The following is a 21,204-nucleotide window of genomic DNA, read 5'->3' as shown; positions in this document are numbered from 1 at the left end:
CCTTCCGGACGGCGAGTATTTAGTTTAATTGTTTTGTCATTACGAGGACGTAGGATGTGGCAATCTTATAAATGGTAACGTAATTGATAAACAGATTGCCACGCTATGCTCGCAATAACGTTTCTTCATAGCAGACCTGCTAGGTTTTTAAAACCTGCAAGGTCTCGTTCCATCGACTTACTTCTCAACAGTAATCCATTCTCCTTTGTTTCTCACCAAATAGTCATTATCATACATGGCTTCGGCTTGTGAGCCTGGTAAATAATAGGTGCCTAGGTAAGAGGCATTCAGCAATACGGTAAACGTTTTGGTACCATGTTTGCCTTTAGGATTCATATCGAAATAGAAATTCACTCTGTCATCTCTAATATCTGTGTATCTCGCTTGACTTACTGTGGTATCTCCAAAAGCTGTAAATCTTGTATTGACAATATCCCAACCTGAAGGGAAAATTTGCGTTAAGGCCACATCGTGTACATAGTCATTAGTTAAATTGGAAATACTTACTGTCGCTACAAAATCTTGACCTTGTTGAAGCGTTTTAATATCTATTTTGTTGCCTTGTAAATCTTTGTATACAGTTGAAATAGTAAAGCCACGTTGTTCTGCTAATTCTTCGCCTAATTTCAATTTACCAGAATTTAGTACTCTCACATAAACCAAATTGTCTTTTGCGTTAGTAATGGTAAGTTGATTAGTGCCATCATTAATAGGAATACTGCGTTGCGCAATAGCGTTTTTAGTGTCTATAGTTTCTGATTTACCATTAATACTATAAGTCAGTTTTAAATCTTTACCTCCATTTTTAACGACCATTTTCCCCATGGCTAATAAACTGTAGGCCGTTGTTTGTGTACTCATCCAATTATTGCTTGATAAGTCTTTAGCAATGGTTTTTGCTAAATCTCTAGCTTTTGGGTTACCCGTAATAATCATCGTTTCTAAAGCCATAGCTCTATTTCGATCTACTGAACCATAGGTGTAATAATTAGATTTAGACGGTTGGAAATTGATGTTTGCTGTTTTAGAAATCGCATCACTCGCTTCTTGTTGTCCTGCTAAAGCATAAGCTGCTGCTAATCTCCATTTAGCTTCGTTAGATAGTTCTTCAAACTCACGCAATCTATTCATGCTTGCTAAATCTGGGCTACCAGCTAAAGCTAAGGTGTATAAACGATAGGCTTGTGCCAAATCGGAATGATAAACACGATAACTAGGTCTCCAATTTCTAGAGGCTTGTTGTTGGTAAGCAATCCAGTTGCTCTTAAACGTTAATGGCAATACAAAGCCTTTTTTCTCAGCTTCAATCATAAAGTGGCCAGCATAACTTGTACTCCAATCATTAGCGGTGTTTTCTCCCATCCAATAGCTCATGCCTCCATTAGGTTGTTGGAAATTGCCTAAACGTTTAATACCATTTTCAATATTACTTTGCACTTCTTTTTTCTTCTGAGGCGTTAAATCAAATATATCAGCTAAAAATAGTTGCGGGAATACACCAGATGTGGTTTGTTCTAAACAGCCATGTGGATAGCGGATTAAATATTGCAATCTACCTGTAAAGTCCATTGGTGGTAAGGTTGAAAATTCTACCGTTGCTGAATTTGTTCCTACAACACCAAAGGTTGTGATATCTATTGTTTGTTTGGCATTCGCCTCTAATTCATTATCAATAACACGCGATGTAAACGGATTAGGATTCTCTACATCAATTTCAACTTTATAGGTTGATTTTTCTCCGTTTCCTGTAGCGATGACTTCAATGGTATTGATGCCTTTTGCTTTGGTAACGTCCAATTCAAAATACACCATTTTTTCATCTGGTTTATCGAATCTTATCGATTGTGAAGCGTCGCCTTTTACGACAATACCATCACTTAATTTTAAGGTTAGGTTGACGTTTTTCACTTTATCTTCCATGGCAAAAACCGTCACAGGAAGTGTTACTTTTTCACCAGGACTCAATTTGCGTGGTAAAGTCGCTAACACCATTAATGGTGTTTTAACCTGAACCGATTTCTCGGCACTTCCATAAGCTTCTGTGGCATTATTACCTGCTACAACCATAGCTCGAACAGCACCAATATAATTTGGCATTTTTAGCTGATGCGTTTTTGTTTGTCCTTTATCTAAAAGGAAAGGCCCTAAATACGTCACCACAGGTTTAAAACGGTTGGCTTTCTTGTTTTTTCCACCAGCAGCACTTCCATCTCCTCCGATAGCGAAGACTTGGTCAATACTTCCTGAATACGCTCCAATAACATCATCAAAAATATCCCAAGTTTTTACACCTAAAGCTTCACGTGCATAGAAACTATCCCAAGCATTTGGTGTTTTAAAACGCGTTAAATCTAACAAGCCTTCTTCTACAACGGCAATAGTATAGGTCATAGATTTGTTATGCTTTTCAGATACTTTTATCTCGTAAGATTGCTCCGGCTGAATCACATCTGGCATTTTAATTTGTGGCTCTAATTTTGTCGAAGGATCCTCAACCATCATAGGAATCACACCATACAAACGAATTGGTAAATCGTTAGAGGTAATAGCATGCGGTTGCAATAACGAAATATTAATAAACACATTTGGTGCCATTGCTGAAGTTACAGGAATATCAATGGTAGTTTCGCCTGGCTTGGTTTTTACCCATTGGTGTTGTAGCACTTCAGAACCATTTTCTATACTTACTAAAGCCCGACCTTCAGATCCTGAAGGGACGGTTAATTTTGCCGTGTCACCAACATTATAATTTTCTTTATCGGTTGAAAACACTAACATTTTAGCCGCTTCCTTATCGTTCGAAGGATTTGATGACCACCAGTTTTTATAGAAATAAGCCGTTCTTCCTGTGGCATGTCCGCTTACAGGATCTACCACTCTAATTAAGTAGCGTCCGCGTTCGTCTTCTGGGATTTTTAGTTTGAAATTTGCTTTTCCATTAGCATCTGTATTCACAGAAAAGGATTGCACAGGTCTGTGATAATTGCTCGATACGTAACTCGATAAGTTATCGTAAGAGGAATTCCACCACCAACGCCATTCGACTTTATAAACCTTTACTTCTAGATTTTTACGTTGAATAGGTTGTCCTTCAGCTGTAACTGTAGCCACATCAAATGTGTGATTTTCATCTGTAAAGAATGAACCATAATTGTTGCCTTTTGGTGATTGTAACCCAACAAAACTTTCGTAAGGTGCATACGGCATGGTAAAAGCATCTAGTGAAAAATCACCTCCGTTTTCAAACGCTCGCACTAAAAATTGAGCCGTTAACATACCAGGAGCATTTTTACCGATATTTAATTTCGAGTCAATTGTAGCATGACCTTCTTCATCTAAATTACCTTCAAAAACATTGGTTTCTTCAGAATTGAATGTTCGTGTAGGATCGTTAAAAACGTAATCTTTATAGCCTTTAAAACTTGTATAAGTTGATGTGAATTTTGCTTTTATTTCAGCTTTTAAATTTTTTGCCGGTGCGCCGTGTAACCACGTCACATTTAAATCTCCTTGAAGTGGCTTGTCGTTGGTTAAAATATCATTTTCAAAATCGATTTTAATTTTTAATCGGTTTGGTTTTACAGTTTCAATTTTTAAACCTTTAGAAAATGTTGCCCCTCCAACAGAAACCTTCGCATTATAATTTCCGGTTTTATAGTCTGTTGAGGTTGGTACTGTGAAATCATAGAAATTATTAAGGTTATCTATAGAGATTTTTCTGTACACTAATTTTCCAACAGGATCTGTGATTTCTAATTTTACAGGATGACGTTTTGGTAGTTTGTTTGCAACATCATTCAACATAAACGTTAAAAACAAACTATCTCCTGGTCGCCAAACACCGCGTTCTGCGTAGATGTAGCCTTTAAGTCCACGTTGTAATCGGTTACCAGACACATCAAATTTACTCAGTGATAAGGACATGCCATCGTGTAATTTAATATAACTCACATTACTACCTTTAGTCGCAATCGCAAAAGCAGCCCTGTGTTTAGCATCAATTTTTATAATACCATCTTTATTGGTAATGCCATTTGCTAATTCTTGTTGTTGGTAATTGTATAGTGTGACTTTTGCACCACTTTCTGGGCTAGTTGATAGAATATTTGTTATCGCAAATAGATAAGTGTTATCCGCACCTTGTTTCGCAATAATTCCAAGATTTGAACTGATTAAATTCTGAGACACCACGCGATTGCCGTAATTAAAATAAGAGTCCGTACAAGGATTGTCTCTATCTCTCCAACGGTAATTGGTGTTTCTGTAGCTATAGGTTAAATTGTCCCAATAGCGTTCTTCTCGTAACTCTTCTTCTTCCTCAGAAAGGTCCTCAGAAGCGTAGTAATCTTCCTCGTAATAATCGTCGTAGTAATCATCTTCATCAATGCTGGTCGTTTCGGCGTTTGATGAACAATCATAGAGGGAATAGTCTTTTTTGAAGCTTAATTCTACTCTGTAAATGGCACCAGGATCTGCTTTAAGGTATTTTGATAAATCAATACTGTAAGCTTTCCATTTTCCGGTGTTTTGATTTTCTTCTTGAATTAAAGTGATGGTCTCCTTTGCAATACGTCTACCTACTTTTTTAATAGCATATTGGTCGCCACTATTAAGGTTGTAATCTTGTAAAAATTGAAGAACGTTATCTTCAAATATTTTAATGATTCTGACATCGACTTTACTCAAGTTAACGGCTTCAAAATTGAATTTCAATTCTTTTGAATTTGGAAGAATACTTCCGTTGCTAATAAGTCGGACTTCAGGTTTTAATTCTTCAAAAGTTACCAGTTCTGAAAACGGTTTTTTTAATTTGAAACCATCGGTGTTTTTAATGCCTTTAAAGACATCGACTTGGATATCTCCAACCAATTTAGTGTCTGGATACACTCTTAGTACATTACCATCAACAATATATTTTGGGTTTTTAACACCTTGAAGCGATACCAATCCGGCAAAATTTTGCTGCTTTACTAAAGGATCTGAAAAGTTAAGTGATAAGAATTGTTCTGGACTCTGAACAACTTCTGTCGTTACAATCGTAAAATTATTTTTTCCAGGAATAGTAATAAAGTTTTCGCCTTTATTGTCCGCTTTTATGGCAGAGCCATCCCATGCGATATCAATTTTACTGTCTTCAACTAAACGGTTGATACTGTCTATTTTAAACTCGAAGAATTTTGAAGTTTCATTAGCTTCATTCCATACTAAGTTTAAAGATTTTGAGTTTTGGGAAGCAGCGACTAATTTTTTAGCTTCATTAAGTGAAATCACGTCAGCCGATCGTAATTGCGCAAACATATACTGCCATTCTTTACTATACGATTGTAGGTTTTGAGTGGTAATATTGAAACTTGGTGTAATGGTTTTAAATTGAAACGTATAATCTTCAAAATCCTTTGGTATGGTATTATAAATTTCACCCAATTTAACGTTTACGGTATATTCTGTAGCAGGTTCTAAAGATTCATCTGGTGTAAACAAAAGCGTATGATTGTTCATGGCTTTTAATTGTCCTTGAACGTGAGGTGTTAATTTGATAAGGTCAGTTGGTAGTGTTTTATCTATTTCCCATCCGCTTACTGTATCTGAAAGCGTAATTTTTATAGGATCTGCAACAGATACTAATCCTGAAGTGGTGTAACTAATATAGTCTCTGAATTTAAAAATGTTATCCGTTTCAACAGGTTTCTTTTTACAAGAACTTACAAATGCTAGAATTAGGAGTAGGACGAGGTGCTTTTTGATGTTCATGTTGTTGATGGATTTAAGTAAAAGATTCGATTATCAAGCAAAGGTAAGTGCTTTCTTGTTAAATAAGTACGCTTAAATTTTTAGTTTTAGACGTAGGTGAATTGTTAAATTGGTCTTAAAGTTAAGAATTATACTCAAATGAGTTAATGAAATTGGGATAGATTGTTTATGTGAAATTGGATTGTTTTGTCAATCCTGCTCATAGAGAAATACTAAAATGAGTACTGTTTTTAACGGTAAGAATGTGGAGGTAATTCGGCTCACGATTTTTTTCTAACCGCCAACCTATAAAGCAATGAGAAACCCATTAACGAGGGAGATAATTTTACTGATGACGTATTTTAGTTATTTGCCAGTTTTTCCTGTTTAGAAGAGATTGTATCTGATTTATCAAAAATTCTTAATCATTTTACACTTCTATTTCTTCATTTAGTAGCACTACTATTTGTGATATTTTGTTTAACACTTCTTCTTGGATCGTATATCTAAGATGCTCAACGGCAATTCTATTCATTAAATAGCCAAAATAGGCGTCTTGTTTAAAAATAAAGTCAATGGCCATATTTTCTTTAGGGCTTTTAATGGTGTCTAAACCCACTTGTTTTCGAGCAGAAGGTAATTCTAGATGCGCATTTACCGGAGCACTTATATTTTGCATATTACTTAAAAGACTCATGCTGTTGTCTTGATCTTCAAATCCTAATTTTACAATTGAAAAATACTCGGCAAGCATTTTTCTAAGTTGGTTATTGCTTAATAACTCAGCGTTTCCTGTACTAATATAGGCATCGTAAGCTCCTGTTAAAAATTCAGCGCGATACCAACCTTGGGCACCATAAATGATGAAATCCTTTATAGAGTCGTTACTTGCACGAGGTATTTTACCTTCATACATTTTAATAAGTTCGCTACTTTTTCTAATCACATTTTTTTGCATGTACATCGTTTTTAGTAAACGATTTTTAGATTCTAATAAGTCGGTTTTTAATGATACTAATAATTTTTGCTCTTGTCTTTGTTGTTTTCTATTTTCATTCCAATTATTAATTTGAAGCGCAATAAGAATACCAATAACGACGAGGATAATTTCTCCAATGGCATAAAGTAAATATTTACTAAACTTATTTTCTGAGAGTAATTGCTGTCGTATGCGTCTAAAGAATTTTATCATTGAATAGCGATTTTTAATAATAAAGTATGTTATTTTTTCAATTCCTTATTAATAAGAATTTCAATTTCTTCCATATCAGATAGAATTTTCTTAAACCTTTTAAGACTTCCTTTTTCCGATTCAGCCTTCATATAATGGCACCTTTCTAATGTAATAAGAAGCTCAATTAAGTTTTTTTCTTCAAATACCCGTTCCCGTAGTTTGGGTTGATTTTGTATGTTTTTATAGGCAAATTCTGGACTCCCATATCTATTAGCTGCCATTGAGCCCGCTTTGCCAGCTTCACCATTATTGTATTCAGAAGCCTCTTCTGTTTCTTCTTTATATTTATCTAAACGGATTAATTGTTCTCTAATGGTTGGTGGTATTAATTTGATGTCACCAGTATTCTGTAACGTATTTACTGTATTAGATTTGAATTGAACAGTATAAAGTTGCCAATCTAAATTTCCAGTTGCAGAAACTATTTCAATTATTGGTAAGTTTGGTTGATTATAGATGTCTTTAAAGGCTCTAATTTTTACCATATTTGAATCTATGGCTAAAGATGTCTTCTCTATATATGCTTTGTCATTCTCAAAATCTTGTAGTAATTGTTTATAATAAACTTGTCTTACATTTTCAGTTTTCCGTTCATCATTGAGATTGTTTAGTTGTAAGGCAATTAAAATACCTAGAACTACAAGCACAATCTCACCAATGGCATATTTAAGGTATTTGCCTATTTTGTTTTTTTCCATAAGGTCGTATCGTATTTTTCTAAAAAACTTAATCATAATATATTCCGCTTGTCATTCCGCACTTAATGCGGAATCCATTTTAAAGTTTAGACTTACTTGTGGATTAGCTGCGCTGAACCTAATGGTTTGTCTGTCTTCGCAGGAATGACAAAGTGTTTTGTTTTTCATTAGTGAGTTTTTTTTTCATGCGTCTATAAAATTTTATCATTGGTTAGTAATTGGTGTTAAGCCTTACAGCATGAATATGATTTACATTGTTGTGCTTTTGTTATCTAATTATCATCTTTTAATTCTGCAAAAATGGACTTTAGTTTTTTTAAGGATTCTATGGAACGTTCATAGGCTTCTTTATTTAGATTTAAAGAGGTTCGTCTTGCTAAAATATAATTCTGAAAATGGATTTCTTTGGCATAACTTTTTGCGGTTAACTGCATTTCAAAAAAGCTAACTTTTTTAACTAAAAAATCAGTGTAATAATTATTAAATCCTTCAAAATCTAAATTTTCACTGACTTTTATATCATTAAATGTTTCATAAGGTTTAGATATAGAGTTACGCAAGTTTAAATCATTAAACAATTTTAGGTCGCCAGAAAATTTCAAATTTTCATAGGTTATTGTTGATGGGTTAAAGTAGTCTGTATCCATTAGTCGAAATGCTTTTGGTGGTAATTTTGGGTTATCGTAGTCTTGGGTGTATAATATGTAACTTAAAGTATCAACTTCTTTAAGCATTTCTATTGTAAAATCTTTAAGCGCATTTAATCGTTCTATGTTGCGGTTGGCTTCATCTTCTAACTGAATGATATATAAATCGCGTAATTCTAAGTTGTTTTTGTCTTTTGCATTTTCGTTAATAGCTAATGCAATTAGAATTCCTATTATGACTAGTACTATTTCTCCAATGGCATAAATTAGATATTTACTGAATTTGTTTTCAGAGAGTAATTGCTGTCGTATTTTTCTAAAGAATTTAATCATGTTTAAATCTTTTCTAAATAATCATTTATGAGTTTAATTGTTGCTTTACCTTTTTCGTAATGGGTAACTCTAACTTTGTTAGAAAACAAAATATTCTCTTTTAGTATTGTAAAATCTTTAAGTGCTTCTTTTTTTTGATCTTCATTTAGATTATCAAAAAAGTGAATGATATCTTCATAAGTAATCGCGTTAGTATTTGAATTCCATCTAGGTGCCATAGAAGCCTCCCTTAAAAAGGCATTATCCGTATAATCATTCAGCCTGTAATATGCACTTGTTTGTAAGGAAATGTAGGTGTTTTCTTGTTTTATAACTTCTTCGACATGCTTATAATAGTTTTGTATGCTTTCTCTTAATTCCTCTGAAGTTATTAGTGCTAGCTTACCAGAAAATTTCATTTCGCTGAATACTACGTCATTTCCTTCAAACCAGTTGGCCCCCTGAACGCTGTTTAAAGCTCCTAAGAAAGCTTGTTGATTTGATGTAATTGAATTTGTTCTTATCATACGCATCATCTGAGTAAATGCATCCAGTTTTAGCGTGTCTTTATTCAAATGCATCTCTAGTTCAGTTTGGTCTTTGTGTAAATCCTTTAGAATTCTTTGCAGATAGTTTTGTTCGTATTGACTATTCTTTCTGTTTTCATTCCAATTATTAATTTGCAATGCTATGAGAATTCCAATAACCACAAGCACAATTTCGCCTATGGCGTATTTGAAGTATTTGGATGTTTTGTTTTCCATAATGAGGTTTTTGCGGATGTTTCTAAAAATTTTAATCATTTTTAGTTGTTTTAGAAAGCTTTTTTATTTCTGATATTTTTTCTAATGCCAGCTCTATATTAGTCACGTTACCAAGTCTATTATCTTTATAAAGTTTAAAAAATGTAAGGTTAGATGGAGTCTCAAAAAAGGCTTTTGAATCCGTAGGTTTACAATACTCGCGCCACTTAAAATCTGAAAATTCTTGTTTTATTACGGGATGCCAATCTGCTTTAAATGAGGTTTCTACATCATTAAATGCTTGATAAACATTGTATAATACTTCGTCGTAATATGAAATTAATGCTAATTGAAGTTCATTATTGGAAATGGTTTCTATTCCTTTTGATTTTAAGACTTCAAAGGCACTAGATTGAGATTTAAACCTTTCAAAACATATGATTTTCCCCATCCAATAATTTAAGCTGTCACCATAATTTCCCAAAGCCACTTGCTCTAGTAGTTGATCTGTTAATATATTGGCTTGCTTTGACTTTTTTAATCTATCGGTTAAAACAATGGAGTCATTTTCTAAATTTTGATTAATTAATAGTAAAATTTCTTGTTCGTAGTTTTGATTCTTTCGTGCATCATTCCAATCATTAAGTTGCAGTGCAATTAAAATTCCAATAACCACGAGGAATATTTCGCCAATGGCGTATTTAAAGTATTTGCTGGTTTTACCTTCGTTTAAAAGGTTTTGACGAATTTTTCGGAAGAATTTAATCATTACTCAGCTCGGTATTAATAATGGTTAAGATTTGTTGTGCCTTTTTTACAATTTTTAAGTACTCTCTATTTTGGTTTTGAGTGCCGATAGATTTTAGCGTTAATGCATTTAAGTAATCATTATCTTTTATCAACTGAGACATATCTAATGAAGACACTACTGCATTTATATTCATGCTCTTTTTCGCTATCGCAGGATGTAATAATGTGGGAGTAATAATTTGATGCTGATAAATTTGAATACTTTGTTCCATGTTTTTCTCAATTCTTTCAGCATTAGAATAATATCTAAATATAAGATCTCGTAATTTTTTGTTTTTTATAAAGCTACCAGAACTACTAGCTTGTATTTGATTGATAGTTCCTTTTTCGGGAATAAAATAAGATTCACCAAATAGTTTTGACGTCATGTTTGCAAGTAGCAATTCATCTTGTTGGGTAAATGTTTTTTTTGAGGAAATAAGTGTTATGATCGTATCAATATTATGTACTATTACATTATTTATTGCAACTCTTGCATTAAGCGTTTCTATATCAAAAGTGAAATCATTTTTTAGGTCTTGTAAATAAACAGTTTCTTGATTATTTATTTTTCGATTTTCATTCCAATTACTAATTTGTAACGCAATGAGAATACCAATAACCACAAGCACAATTTCGCCAATGGCGTATTTAAAGTATTTGCTGGTTTTACCTTCGTTTAAAAGGTTTTGGCGGATTTTGCGGAAGAATTTTATCATAGTTATTTCCCGAGTAACCAGGAATCTTTTTAGTTAGAAGTCTCTTGTTTGTTTTTTATAAATCTATCATTCCCTCCAAAGCCACTAAATTCAATAATAGCCTGGTTTTGCTTGTTTTTATACAATTTAACAATAACACTAGCTTCTTTAATAAAATAATAATCGCCCTCATGCCAGTATAGCTTTACGTCTGGCATAACTGGTGATTTCAATACTAATCGTTCATTTTCCATACTAACAGATACTGTTACACCAAGTACTGCTGAAGCACCTTTGTAATCGCCTAAAAAATCTTTTATGCTTTCTTTTTTAGGGCATAGCATAAACGGTTCATTATATTCAGTAGATGTTTTATCCAATAAGGAATCTATTTTTTTATAGAGTATGATACTCTCAACTCTATATTCGTTAGCGGCATTAGAGATGTTTCCTAAATCGTTCATGTATATTGACGATTTGTTTTTTAGAAATGGGTCGTTAAAATAATAGGCCATCGCCTCATCAAGATATCTTCCCATACTGTAGTCGGCAATTTTTGGGTTTACCATTAGGTCTTTACGACCATCTATCATCACTGTGTTTTTAATAAAGGTGTTGTAATCGTCGATCTCGTTTTGAATTTCAACGTGTAGATTATTCAAATAAGGAATGAGATAATTATATTTTTCGGGTAAATTTTCCAGGTTATTTAATAATCGATTGTAACCGCTTTTTTTATTACTAAAAGAGACATAATTTCCAGTAATTGGCAAAGGGTACGGGTTCTTTTTATACATCTCAAAAGTGATGGAATCATTCATTATTTTTTGAAACAGTGAATCTTTTCCGATATAAACATTATAAATACGTTTGGCATCTATAATGTCTGTTTTTAAATCTTGCTGAACCTGAGTAAGGATGGTTTTTATCTTTGCTTCATTTTGGGACGCATTATAAAAACTGTTAATACCTACCGCAATGAGAATTCCAATAACTACAAGGAATATTTCGCCAATGGCGTATTTAAAGTATTTGTCAGTTTTATCTTCTGCGAGTAAATTTTGTCTAATTTTTCTAAAGAATTTTATCATTCTGTTTCTTTAATTATGGCATCAATAATTATTTCTAACTGCTTCAGGTTATTGCTAGCCGATTTTACCCTGTATAAATAATCATCCATAATGTTTTCAAATTGTATGTCTTCGAATATATAAAGCTTGTCTATGTTTAGTAAGGTTTTGCTTTTCCATTGTAACACGCCATGCGTATCGATATCTTTCATGGAATAATGTTTTGATAAATAAGGAATTAATTCATTATCAATTTTTAATTCAACTCTACTATAACTGACATCAGTTTTCTTTAGGGTTCTTGTCCATTTATAAAGTAAATTTTTTAAATCTTCATTTTGTAATAACTGTAATTTACCTGACTGTAATAAGTCTGAAATTGTATTTTCTGAAGGTCTGAATGAACCGGTTTCTAGCATTACATACATCAAACTATCCAAATTGTGTTGTAGGATATGTTCTCTTTTTTGTCCAACAAGATTCATTAACGCTATGGAAGCTTTGCAACCTTGATTGTTTTCTTCAACACCTAATTTTAAAGCAACTTTATTTTCTAAAAATTCAGTGTGTATATTTTTTAGGATAATTTTTTCTTCATTTTGCAGCTGTCTTTCTTGATTCCAATTGTTAATCTGTAGTGCGATAAGAATCCCAATAACCACAAGCACAATTTCGCCAATGGCGTATTTTAAATATTTAGATGTTTTGCCTGATTTTAAGAGATTGAATCTTATTTTTCTAAAAAATTTAATCATTAGTATAAAATATTATCTAAAGTCATGTCCAATCGCTCTTCTAGCATACTAAACTTACTGTCCGAAAAGAAAATTTTATACATCTCTCTTCTAAAAGCGGCAAGTTCCATTTGGCTGTAATCATGATTATGAATCACTTTTTCAATTTTGTCTAAGCGTTTACCTTTAGAGTGCTTATGGAATTTTTTATACATTTTAAGAAAGGTGATTTTGGATGTACTGTTTTGTATCATTTCTAATTCTTCCTCAGTTTCTTTTTTATCTGCATTGGCACAGAGTAGCATAATGTAAATCTGTAATTCGGTTTTGGTCCAGTCTGGCTTTCTCTTTTTCACGATGTTTTATTTAATAGCGTTAATGCGTTTTCAATTCTTGTTCAATTACATCTAGAATGGTTTCTATTTGTTCCTTTATGCCGCCAAATAAACGAGGTCCATTTGTGGTTTTAGCCAACAGATAATAATCCAATAGATAATTTTCAAATTCAACAGAACTGAATATTAATTTGTTATTAGTTTTTTCAGAAATAGAATGAAACTCGAAATCAATCATTTGTATATCGGTAACAATAGTGCGAGCGCTTCCTGATTTAAAAAAAAGACTTTGTAATTTTTTATCGGTAAAATCTGCATCATTTAACTGAGTACTTAATATGTCTAATGAACTTTCAAAGGAGGCTAAGTGTTGTCGTAAATCTTTATTCAAAATAAGGCTGAGCTTGCCAGAACTTATAATATCACTTAATACTCCTGTTGAAGGAGCATAATTTATATGACTTCCAAAGATTGGTGCCAGCAAATGAGAAACTGTCTGTTCACTGACTGTGTCTAGCACCTTTTTGTCAAATAAGGTCAAAAGCTTTTCTAGAGTTTGTACGCGATGTTCATTTTCTTGAATAGCCGTGTTTATTTTAGTCAAATTTGTTTTAAATTCTGATTGAAGAGAAGTTAGATATTCTTGTTCTAGTTTTCTTTGTTCATTGAAATTACTAGTGTTGTTAATCTGTAAGGCAATAAGAATACCGACAACCACAAGGATAATTTCGCCAATAGCATAGATGAGGTATTTCGAAAATTTGTTATCGGATACTAAATTTTGACGGATTTTTCTAAAAATCGTAATCATAAACTATACGTTAGATTCATAAAAAGTCCGTAAACGACTATCGTCACCAAATGCCCACAGGACATTTGATTTTGAAAAAATCAAAATTGTGTTGCGATAATGCCTAAATTGGCGCAATAGTGTATTCATTTACTTTCTTTAGGTTGAAAGTAAATTAGGTCAATGGTTGTAGTTGAGGTTGGTTAACTATTTGTGTATAAATATATTAAATTGTTACAAATAATGCCTTTACATTTGATTTTAATCTTTAAAAAAATAGGATTTCTTGGCTTTATTTAAAGTAGCGTACACTTTTAAGAGATAAAATTTTAAAGCGCTTTAGTGTTCTCTTTTTTGACATGGTTGCTATGAGAAAAGCTGATATTTTATTAGTAACTTCGCATAAAATTTTAATAATTCATAAAAAATAAGCAAATATGGAAGCAGTAGCTACCGATTTCGGAATTAAAGAAGCCTTAAAACAATTAGGCGTAAAAGATATAAATGAAGGATCTTCTACAGGTTCAAATAATTTTTCTAATGGAGAAATTATAGAATCTTACTCTCCTGTAGATGGCAAATTAATAGGAAAAGTAAAAACAACCACAAGAGCAGACTACGACAAAGTTATGGATGCTGCCACTAGCGCATTTAAAACGTGGAGAGATGTACCAGCACCACAACGTGGCGAAATTGTACGTCAGTTTGGTAATAAATTAAGAGACTTAAAAGAACCTTTAGGGAAATTAGTGTCTTATGAAATGGGTAAATCCTTGCAAGAAGGTTACGGTGAGGTTCAAGAAATGATTGATATCTGTGATTTTGCTGTTGGTTTATCACGTCAATTAAACGGACAAACCATTCCTTCAGAACGTCCTGGTCACGTGATGAGAGAACAATGGCACCCAATTGGTGTGGTTGGTATTATTTCGGCATTTAACTTTCCAGTGGCTGTTTGGGCTTGGAATACCGCTTTAGCTTGGATTTGTGGTGATGTTTGTGTTTGGAAGGCCTCTGAAAAATCATTGTTATGCTCAATAGCTTGTCAGAATATTATTGCGGATATTCTAAAAGAAAATAACTTACCAGAAGGTATTTCTTGTATCATTAATGGAGACTACAAAGTAGGTGAAATGATGACTACAGACCATAGAATTCCTTTAGTATCTGCTACAGGTTCTACAAGAATGGGACGTATTGTTGGTAAAACAGTAGCAGAACGTTTTGGTAAGTCGTTATTAGAATTAGGTGGAAACAATGCTATTATTATTACACCAACTGCCGATTTAAAAGTGGTGGTTCCTGGTGCTGTGTTTGGTGCTGTGGGTACTTGTGGTCAGCGTTGTACATCGACACGCCGATTAATTATTCACGAATCGGTTTACGATAAAGTAAGAGACGCTATTGTTGGGGCTTACGGACAGATTAAAATTGGAAATCCATTGGATGAAAACAATCACGTTGGACCATTAATCGATAAAGAGTCAGTTAATACCTATTTAGCGGCGATTGAAAAAGCAAAAGCTGAAGGCGGAAATGTATTAGTTGAAGGTGGTGTTTTAGAAGGTGAAGGTTATGAAAGTGGTTGTTACGTTAAACCAGCAATCATCGAAGCTGAAAATCATTTTGAAATTGTACAACACGAAACATTTGCTCCAATATTATACTTAATGAAGTATTCTGGTGAGGTTGAAAATGCGATAGAGATGCAAAATGGTGTGGCTCAAGGTTTATCATCAGCCATTATGACTAACGAGATGAAAGAAGCGGAGAAGTTCTTATCTTATGCTGGTTCTGACTGTGGTATTGCTAATGTCAACATCGGAACGTCGGGTGCTGAGATTGGAGGCGCATTCGGTGGTGAAAAAGAAACAGGGGGTGGACGTGAGTCTGGTTCTGATGCATGGAAAGTATATATGAGAAGACAAACCAATACGGTTAACTACTCAGATGAATTACCATTAGCACAAGGCATTAAGTTTGATTTATAAAATTAAATTTATAATTGTTAAAAGAGAGCCGTATCGTGAGATATGGCTTTTTTTTATTTAAAATAACAATCAATTTTAGTTTTAAACGTTTTATAATTATAAGAGTCTAAGTAATATGGCACTAAAAGAATTACAGCATTTATATTGGCGAGCAGGCTTTGGAATTCATCCTGAAACCATGCATGCTTTGCCTAAAAGAAGAAACGATGTCGTAGAGCAACTTTTTACCGACTCCAAATCATCAACACCACTACAATTAGATTTATCTTTTATGGAAGGTGTGACGATAAAAAAAATAAAAGACAATCCTGAATTTGCTAAAGATATAAGAGACAAAAGCAGAAAAAAACTTAGAGATCTTAATTACGCTTGGATACATCAATTAGCACAACCTAAAGAACTTTTAAGAGAGAAAATGACCTTGTTTTGGGCGAATCATTTTGTATGTAAGTCTAATAATGTGGTTTATGCTCAGCAGTTTAATAATACATTAAGAGTACACGCTCTCGGTGATTTTAAAGCGTTTGTGAAAGCCATTTCAAAAGAGGCAGCCATGCTTAAATACTTAAATGGTAATCAAAATAGAAAAGCAAAACCAAATGAGAATTTTGCCCGCGAATTAATGGAGTTGTTTACATTAGGTGAAGGACACTATTCTGAAACAGATATTAAAGAAAGTGCTCGTGCCTTTACAGGATATAATCATGATTTTGATGGAAACTTTGTATTAGCTAAACGACGACACGATGAAGGTCTAAAAACCTTTTTTGGGAAAACGGGGAATTTTTCAGGCGACGATATTATCGATATAATTCTCGAAAATAAACAATGTGCCGTGTTTATTTCAGATAAAATCTACCGTTATTTTGTAAATCCAAAGCCGAATAAAAAGCATATCCAGGCTATGGTTGAGGTGTTTTATAAAGATTATAATATTGAAAATCTAATGCGTTTTGTGTTTCTGTCTGATTGGTTATATGACGACGAAAACATGGGTTCAAAAATTAAATCTCCTATAGAGTATTTAGTAGGCCTAACTAATACAGTTCCTGTTACATTTGAAAAAGAAAGAGATCTTATTAAGATTCAAAAATTACTAGGACAAACCCTGTTAGATCCACCAAATGTGGCGGGTTGGAAAGGTGATAAAGCTTGGATTGATGCAAATACCATTATGGTGCGTTTAAAATTACCTTCTGTAATTTTGAATAACGCTGTAATTGCTTCAGGAGAACATGATGAATTTAAAAAGAAATTCATGAAAAAGCATAAGGGTAAATTACCGTTTAAAACCCAACCCAATTGGACTACTTTTTTAGAGAATTTTGAAGCTGTTGAAACCAAAGATCTTCAAGGTTATATGTTGCAAGGCACTATTAATAAAGGGACTTCTGACTATTTAAAAACACTAAGTAAAGTGTCTAAACAAGAGTATTGTGTTCAGCTCATGTCATTACCAGAATATCAAATGTGTTAATTATGGATAGACGAAAATTTCTTAAGAATTCCGCACTAGCGAGCAGCTTATTTTTTGTTCCTAATTTTGTAAAAGCATTCGAATTTGTAGCTTCAGAACGTTTGGGATATAAGCGTTTGGTTATTGTGCAATTGGCAGGAGGAAATGATGGGCTAAATACCATAATTCCACATAATAATGATTTGTATTATAATGCCAGGCCAAAATTAGCAATCACTAAAGATATTATAAAACTAAACGACGATTTAGGGTTTCATCCAAGTTTAAGTCCATTACGTGCATTGTTTGATAACGGTGAATTATCTATCATTAATAATGTCGGTTATCCAAATCCTGTGCGATCACATTTTAGGTCTATGGATATTTGGCAAACAGCAAGTGGCTCAGATGAATACCTGCAAAGTGGTTGGTTAGGTCGTTATTTAGATCAGCATGGAAAACAACCCTACAATGCCATAGAAATTGATGAGCAGCTTAGTTTGGCTATGAAAGGAGAACACTTTAATGGCATTGCCACTAATGATTTTAGGGTATTGTATAATTCGGCAAAAGATCCTTATTTCAAAAATGTATTAAGTCATTATAACGATACCCATTTAAGTGAACATAACTTAGGATATTTGTATCAAACCATGATTGAAGCCAAGTCCTCTGCCAATTATATTTTTGAACATACAGATGTAAAAACATCTCAAGAAACCTATCCTCAAAATGCATTTGCAAAACAACTCAAAAATGTTGCCCAATTTATTAATTCAGATTTAGATACGAAGGTGTTTTATACGTCTCTTGGAGGATTTGATACCCATGCCAATCAAAATAATAAGCAAACAAAATTGTTGTCACAATATGCAGAAAGTGTAGCGGCATTTGTAAGCGATTTAAAACGAAATGATACGTTTAAAGATACGCTGATTTTAACCTTTTCTGAGTTTGGAAGACGTGTCAAACAAAATGCAGCTAATGGTACTGATCATGGAGCTGCTAATAATGTATTTGTAATTGGTAAGGGTTTAAAGCAGGCTGGGTTTTATAATGATTTGGCGAGTTTAAATGATTTGGATACTAATGGCGATTTAAAATACAATGTAGATTTTAGATCCGTTTACGCTACAATACTTTCGAAGTGGATGGATGTTTCTGTAGAAGGAATTATTCCGAGTCAACAAAAACAATTGAACTTTATTTAAGCGCATAAAAAAAACCTTGTTTCAATTAGAGCTTTTGGCTTTATAGAAACAAGGTTTAGTAATTGATTAATAGCAATACAAAGATGTGTAATATATTGAATGGTTAGCAAATTTTTTGATGAATGGTTAAAAAAAATGTATAATCTGTCGTGTTTATAATCTTATTCCGACAAGACGCAAAAAACAAGGATGAAAAATCCATTATTTCCGATGAATTAGCTATATCTTACTTTTCTTAAAATACGCATGGTATCTTTGTAAGAACTATAGAGTTTTGAATTATAGTTCTTTATGTGTGGCTTTATAATTTCTAATTTTGATAAGGCATTTTCAAATCCATTGAGGTAACAGATGAGATAGCTTGCCGCTAAATTTTTTAAATCTTCGGTTTCATTTTGAGACAATTCTTGTTTTTTTTCAAGCTTTTCTAAAATGGCATTATTAGCATTATAAATATGGTGCAAAACTTTTTTGTCAAATTGAGGTGGTTCAAAAATAAGATTTGCATCAATGGAATAATTAGCATTGTCATTAAACTGAATTGTTTTTTCTTCAAGCTTATAGTATTTATAAGATTTGTTTAAGCCTAATCTTACATATTCAACTATTTTAAACGAGTTTTCAGAATAAGAAATGGATACTTCGTCTAAAGTAGAATAAAACAAACGCACTTGTTCGTTTATCATTTCAATATCAACTCTAGAATAGAAGATTTCGTTTTTTACTACTTTTTTGGCGCCAGACCAGCATAATACAAAGTATTCTTTAAACACTTTGTATTGTGGATTGTAATCTTGTCGTTTGTTCATAAAATCAAAAACACCTTCTAGGGTTAATTCAATATTATTTTGTGCATGGTTTTCTATGGCAGCCACAATTTTAGAATTAACATCTTTAATTTCTATATCAAAAACTTTAGGCATACTTATGCTTCCGTCTCTAAAAAACACAGAGCCACCATAATATTTCCAAATATTTTTTTTTAGTGAGGTGATCGAGTCAATGGGTCTAATAGTAACTAAGCCAATTACTTTGTCGTCTGGTAGATGTGGAAACGGAATGTTTTCATATTGTACAATGGGTGGATTTGTGAGATAGGCATTAATGAGATTCTGAATTTTACTATCATCAAAAAAATCGACACCTACAATTTTGTTGTCTTCGTCTTTAACGCCAATTACTATATAAGAGTTGTTTTTTGGATTGCTATTAGACAGTGCACAAACATGTTTTAAAAATTTAGCCTTTCCTTCTTTATGACCAATATTGATTTTAAGCTTTTTGTCATAGAAACTGTTCTCGTCATTATGAGCAAGTAAATTTTTTATGAGAAGACGTTTATTAATCATGATTACTTAAAACGAATTTTGAAAATTTTATGAGTTAAAGCATTTTTATTTCTTTTTTTAAATTCTCTCGAGCTTGGTTTTCAAATTTAGTTTTGAATTCTTCTGTAAAGAATAGTGAGTCTCTTTCGAGAAAGTGTTTGAGTACTTTTTTTCTACCAGGCTTGTATAGCATGTTTGGATAGATTTTGTATTCCTTTCTAATATTTTGAATGTATATTTTATAAGTTTCCCAATTAGTCCCTAAGATTGATAAATCTAAATCCAAAAGATAAGCATTATCGTTACTTTTAGCTAGTAGTAATTCGTGATTTTTAGTTGAAATAATAAAGTTTCTAACTTTTTCTACTTTAAAAACGTCATAATTTAGAGCTTTTAAAGCTTTTTCAGCAAAAAGAGCGCTTTGTTCTTCGTTGTCTTTGTTGGTAGATTTGTATACAATATCGTGATACCAAATAGCAAATTTAAGACTGTCTAAATCGTTAATTGCTGTTGCAATATCTTCTAATTGAAGAAACATATTGTGGAGGTGCGCAAGATTGTGGTAATATCTGTTTTTGGAAGTGTATTGCAATTTAATAGTTTGCCAAAGAGCATTTGTTATGCTGTCATTAGCATAGTCTGAAGATAAATTTTGCCAGTTATCTTCTAGCCACTTTATCATAATTCCTTTTTCACAATAGTAGAACTCGCTTGCGCAGTGCAAAACATTAGGACGTCTGCAATATTTACATGAGCAGGTCTAGAAACGGCGAAATAAATGACATCAGCAACATCTTCTGGCTGTAGAGCTTTATAGCCTTTATAGACATTATCTGCTGCTGCACCACCTTTAAAGCGAACTTTAGAAAATTCTGTTTCCACCAAACCAGGATTAATGGCTCCAACTTTAATTCCGAAAGGATTTAAATCAATTCTCATACCTTCTGTGATGGCTAATACAGCATGTTTGCTACCACAATATACATTTCCGTTTGGATAAACTTCTTTGCCAGCAGAAGAGCCTATATTAATAATATGTCCAGATTTACGTTCGGTCATTCCGGGAATGATTGCTTTACTCACATAGAGCAGTCCTTTTACATTAATATCCATCATAGCATCCCAATCGTCTATATTTCCTGTCTGAATGGGGTCTAATCCATGGGCATTTCCTGCATTATTAATAAGAATATCTATGTTTTGAAATGCTTTAGGTAAGGATGCAATGGCTTCAAATGTTTGTGTTTTATCACGTACATCAAAGTTTAATGTGTGTACAATAGTTTGTTTAGATAAGGCTTTTTGTACACTGTCTAAGCGATCTTGTCTACGGCCACAAAGCACTAAATTAATGCCGTGTTTAGCAAATTCGTGCGCTGTTGCTCTGCCAATTCCGCTTGTTGCTCCTGTTATTAATGCTGTTTTTTTCATAGTCCGT

At 32.9% G+C, this 21,204-nt stretch carries 17 protein-coding genes; 3 read left to right on the top strand and 14 right to left on the bottom strand.

Going from position 1 to position 21,204, the window contains the following annotated elements; genetic code table 11:
- Nucleotides 1–177: 177 nt before the first annotated feature.
- The 11 genes from ABD730_RS05425 to ABD730_RS05375 all read right to left on the bottom strand — a co-directional run bounded on the left by ABD730_RS05425 (nt 178) and on the right by ABD730_RS05375 (nt 13,801).
- The gene (locus tag ABD730_RS05425) at nt 178–5,751 is read right to left on the bottom strand and encodes an alpha-2-macroglobulin family protein (RefSeq protein WP_344713085.1); all 5,574 of its coding nucleotides are present in this window, start codon (nt 5,749–5,751) and stop codon (nt 178–180) included.
- Nucleotides 5,752–6,160: 409 nt separating this feature from the next.
- Complete coding sequence (locus tag ABD730_RS05420) at nt 6,161–6,922, bottom strand: DUF6090 family protein (protein ID WP_334468300.1); 762 nt, start codon at nt 6,920–6,922, stop codon at nt 6,161–6,163.
- A gap of 29 nt (nt 6,923–6,951) precedes the next feature.
- Nucleotides 6,952–7,662, bottom strand: a complete 711-nt coding sequence (locus ABD730_RS05415; protein ID WP_334468298.1) for a DUF6090 family protein — start codon at nt 7,660–7,662, stop codon at nt 6,952–6,954.
- A 272-nt stretch (nt 7,663–7,934) separates the two neighbouring features.
- Nucleotides 7,935–8,642, bottom strand: a complete 708-nt coding sequence (locus ABD730_RS05410) for a hypothetical protein (RefSeq protein WP_334468296.1) — start codon at nt 8,640–8,642, stop codon at nt 7,935–7,937.
- A 2-nt stretch (nt 8,643–8,644) separates the two neighbouring features.
- Nucleotides 8,645–9,388 (bottom strand): DUF6090 family protein, encoded by a 744-nt coding sequence (locus ABD730_RS05405; protein WP_418636499.1) that lies wholly within the window; start codon nt 9,386–9,388, stop codon nt 8,645–8,647.
- Nucleotides 9,389–9,416: 28 nt separating this feature from the next.
- Nucleotides 9,417–10,133 (bottom strand): DUF6090 family protein, encoded by a 717-nt coding sequence (locus ABD730_RS05400; protein ID WP_282031160.1) that lies wholly within the window; start codon nt 10,131–10,133, stop codon nt 9,417–9,419.
- A complete protein-coding gene (locus tag ABD730_RS05395) occupies nt 10,126–10,872 on the bottom strand; it encodes a DUF6090 family protein (protein WP_344713078.1) in 747 nt (248 codons plus the stop codon). The genes ABD730_RS05400 and ABD730_RS05395 overlap by 8 nt, the downstream gene beginning before the upstream one ends.
- A 29-nt stretch (nt 10,873–10,901) precedes the next feature.
- Nucleotides 10,902–11,942, bottom strand: a complete 1,041-nt coding sequence (locus tag ABD730_RS05390) for a DUF6090 family protein (RefSeq protein WP_344713076.1) — start codon at nt 11,940–11,942, stop codon at nt 10,902–10,904.
- On the bottom strand, nt 11,939–12,676 hold the full coding sequence (locus ABD730_RS05385; RefSeq protein WP_334468288.1) for a DUF6090 family protein: 738 nt from the start codon (nt 12,674–12,676) through the stop codon (nt 11,939–11,941). Before ABD730_RS05385 ends, ABD730_RS05390 begins: the two co-directional genes overlap by 4 nt.
- Complete coding sequence (locus ABD730_RS05380) at nt 12,676–13,011, bottom strand: hypothetical protein (RefSeq protein WP_334468286.1); 336 nt, start codon at nt 13,009–13,011, stop codon at nt 12,676–12,678. The genes ABD730_RS05385 and ABD730_RS05380 overlap by 1 nt, the downstream gene beginning before the upstream one ends.
- A gap of 19 nt (nt 13,012–13,030) precedes the next feature.
- Nucleotides 13,031–13,801, bottom strand: a complete 771-nt coding sequence (locus ABD730_RS05375; protein ID WP_344713073.1) for a DUF6090 family protein — start codon at nt 13,799–13,801, stop codon at nt 13,031–13,033.
- A 416-nt stretch (nt 13,802–14,217) separates the two neighbouring features.
- On the opposite strand from ABD730_RS05375, the gene amaB reads away from it, so the two are divergent.
- The 3 genes from amaB to ABD730_RS05360 all read left to right on the top strand — a co-directional run bounded on the left by amaB (nt 14,218) and on the right by ABD730_RS05360 (nt 18,438).
- Complete coding sequence (gene amaB / locus ABD730_RS05370) at nt 14,218–15,771, top strand: L-piperidine-6-carboxylate dehydrogenase (RefSeq protein ID WP_334468281.1); 1,554 nt, start codon at nt 14,218–14,220, stop codon at nt 15,769–15,771.
- A gap of 115 nt (nt 15,772–15,886) precedes the next feature.
- A complete protein-coding gene (locus tag ABD730_RS05365) occupies nt 15,887–17,248 on the top strand; it encodes a DUF1800 domain-containing protein (protein WP_344713071.1) in 1,362 nt (453 codons plus the stop codon).
- A 2-nt stretch (nt 17,249–17,250) separates the two neighbouring features.
- The gene (locus tag ABD730_RS05360; RefSeq protein ID WP_344713069.1) at nt 17,251–18,438 is read left to right on the top strand and encodes a DUF1501 domain-containing protein; all 1,188 of its coding nucleotides are present in this window, start codon (nt 17,251–17,253) and stop codon (nt 18,436–18,438) included.
- A gap of 215 nt (nt 18,439–18,653) precedes the next feature.
- Here the strand turns inward: ABD730_RS05360 and ABD730_RS05355 are convergent, their stop codons facing one another.
- From ABD730_RS05355 to ABD730_RS05345, 3 genes are read right to left on the bottom strand one after another with little or no spacing between them, the layout of a single operon-like run.
- A complete protein-coding gene (locus ABD730_RS05355; RefSeq protein WP_215928200.1) occupies nt 18,654–19,787 on the bottom strand; it encodes an ATP-binding protein in 1,134 nt (377 codons plus the stop codon).
- A gap of 34 nt (nt 19,788–19,821) precedes the next feature.
- Entirely contained in the window at nt 19,822–20,448 is a 627-nt protein-coding gene (locus ABD730_RS05350) for an HD domain-containing protein (protein WP_334468276.1), read from the bottom strand.
- Nucleotides 20,445–21,197, bottom strand: coding sequence for an SDR family NAD(P)-dependent oxidoreductase (locus ABD730_RS05345; protein WP_334468274.1), 753 nt, complete (start codon nt 21,195–21,197; stop codon nt 20,445–20,447). The genes ABD730_RS05350 and ABD730_RS05345 overlap by 4 nt, the downstream gene beginning before the upstream one ends.
- Between the last annotated feature and the right edge of the window lie 7 nt (nt 21,198–21,204).

Origin of the sequence: Winogradskyella damuponensis (assembly GCF_039538385.1) — a bacterium.
Lineage (GTDB): Bacteria > Bacteroidota > Bacteroidia > Flavobacteriales > Flavobacteriaceae > Winogradskyella > Winogradskyella damuponensis.
The sequence above is the reverse complement of the archived record's forward strand: the minus strand, read 5'-3'. Positions and strand labels throughout refer to the sequence as shown.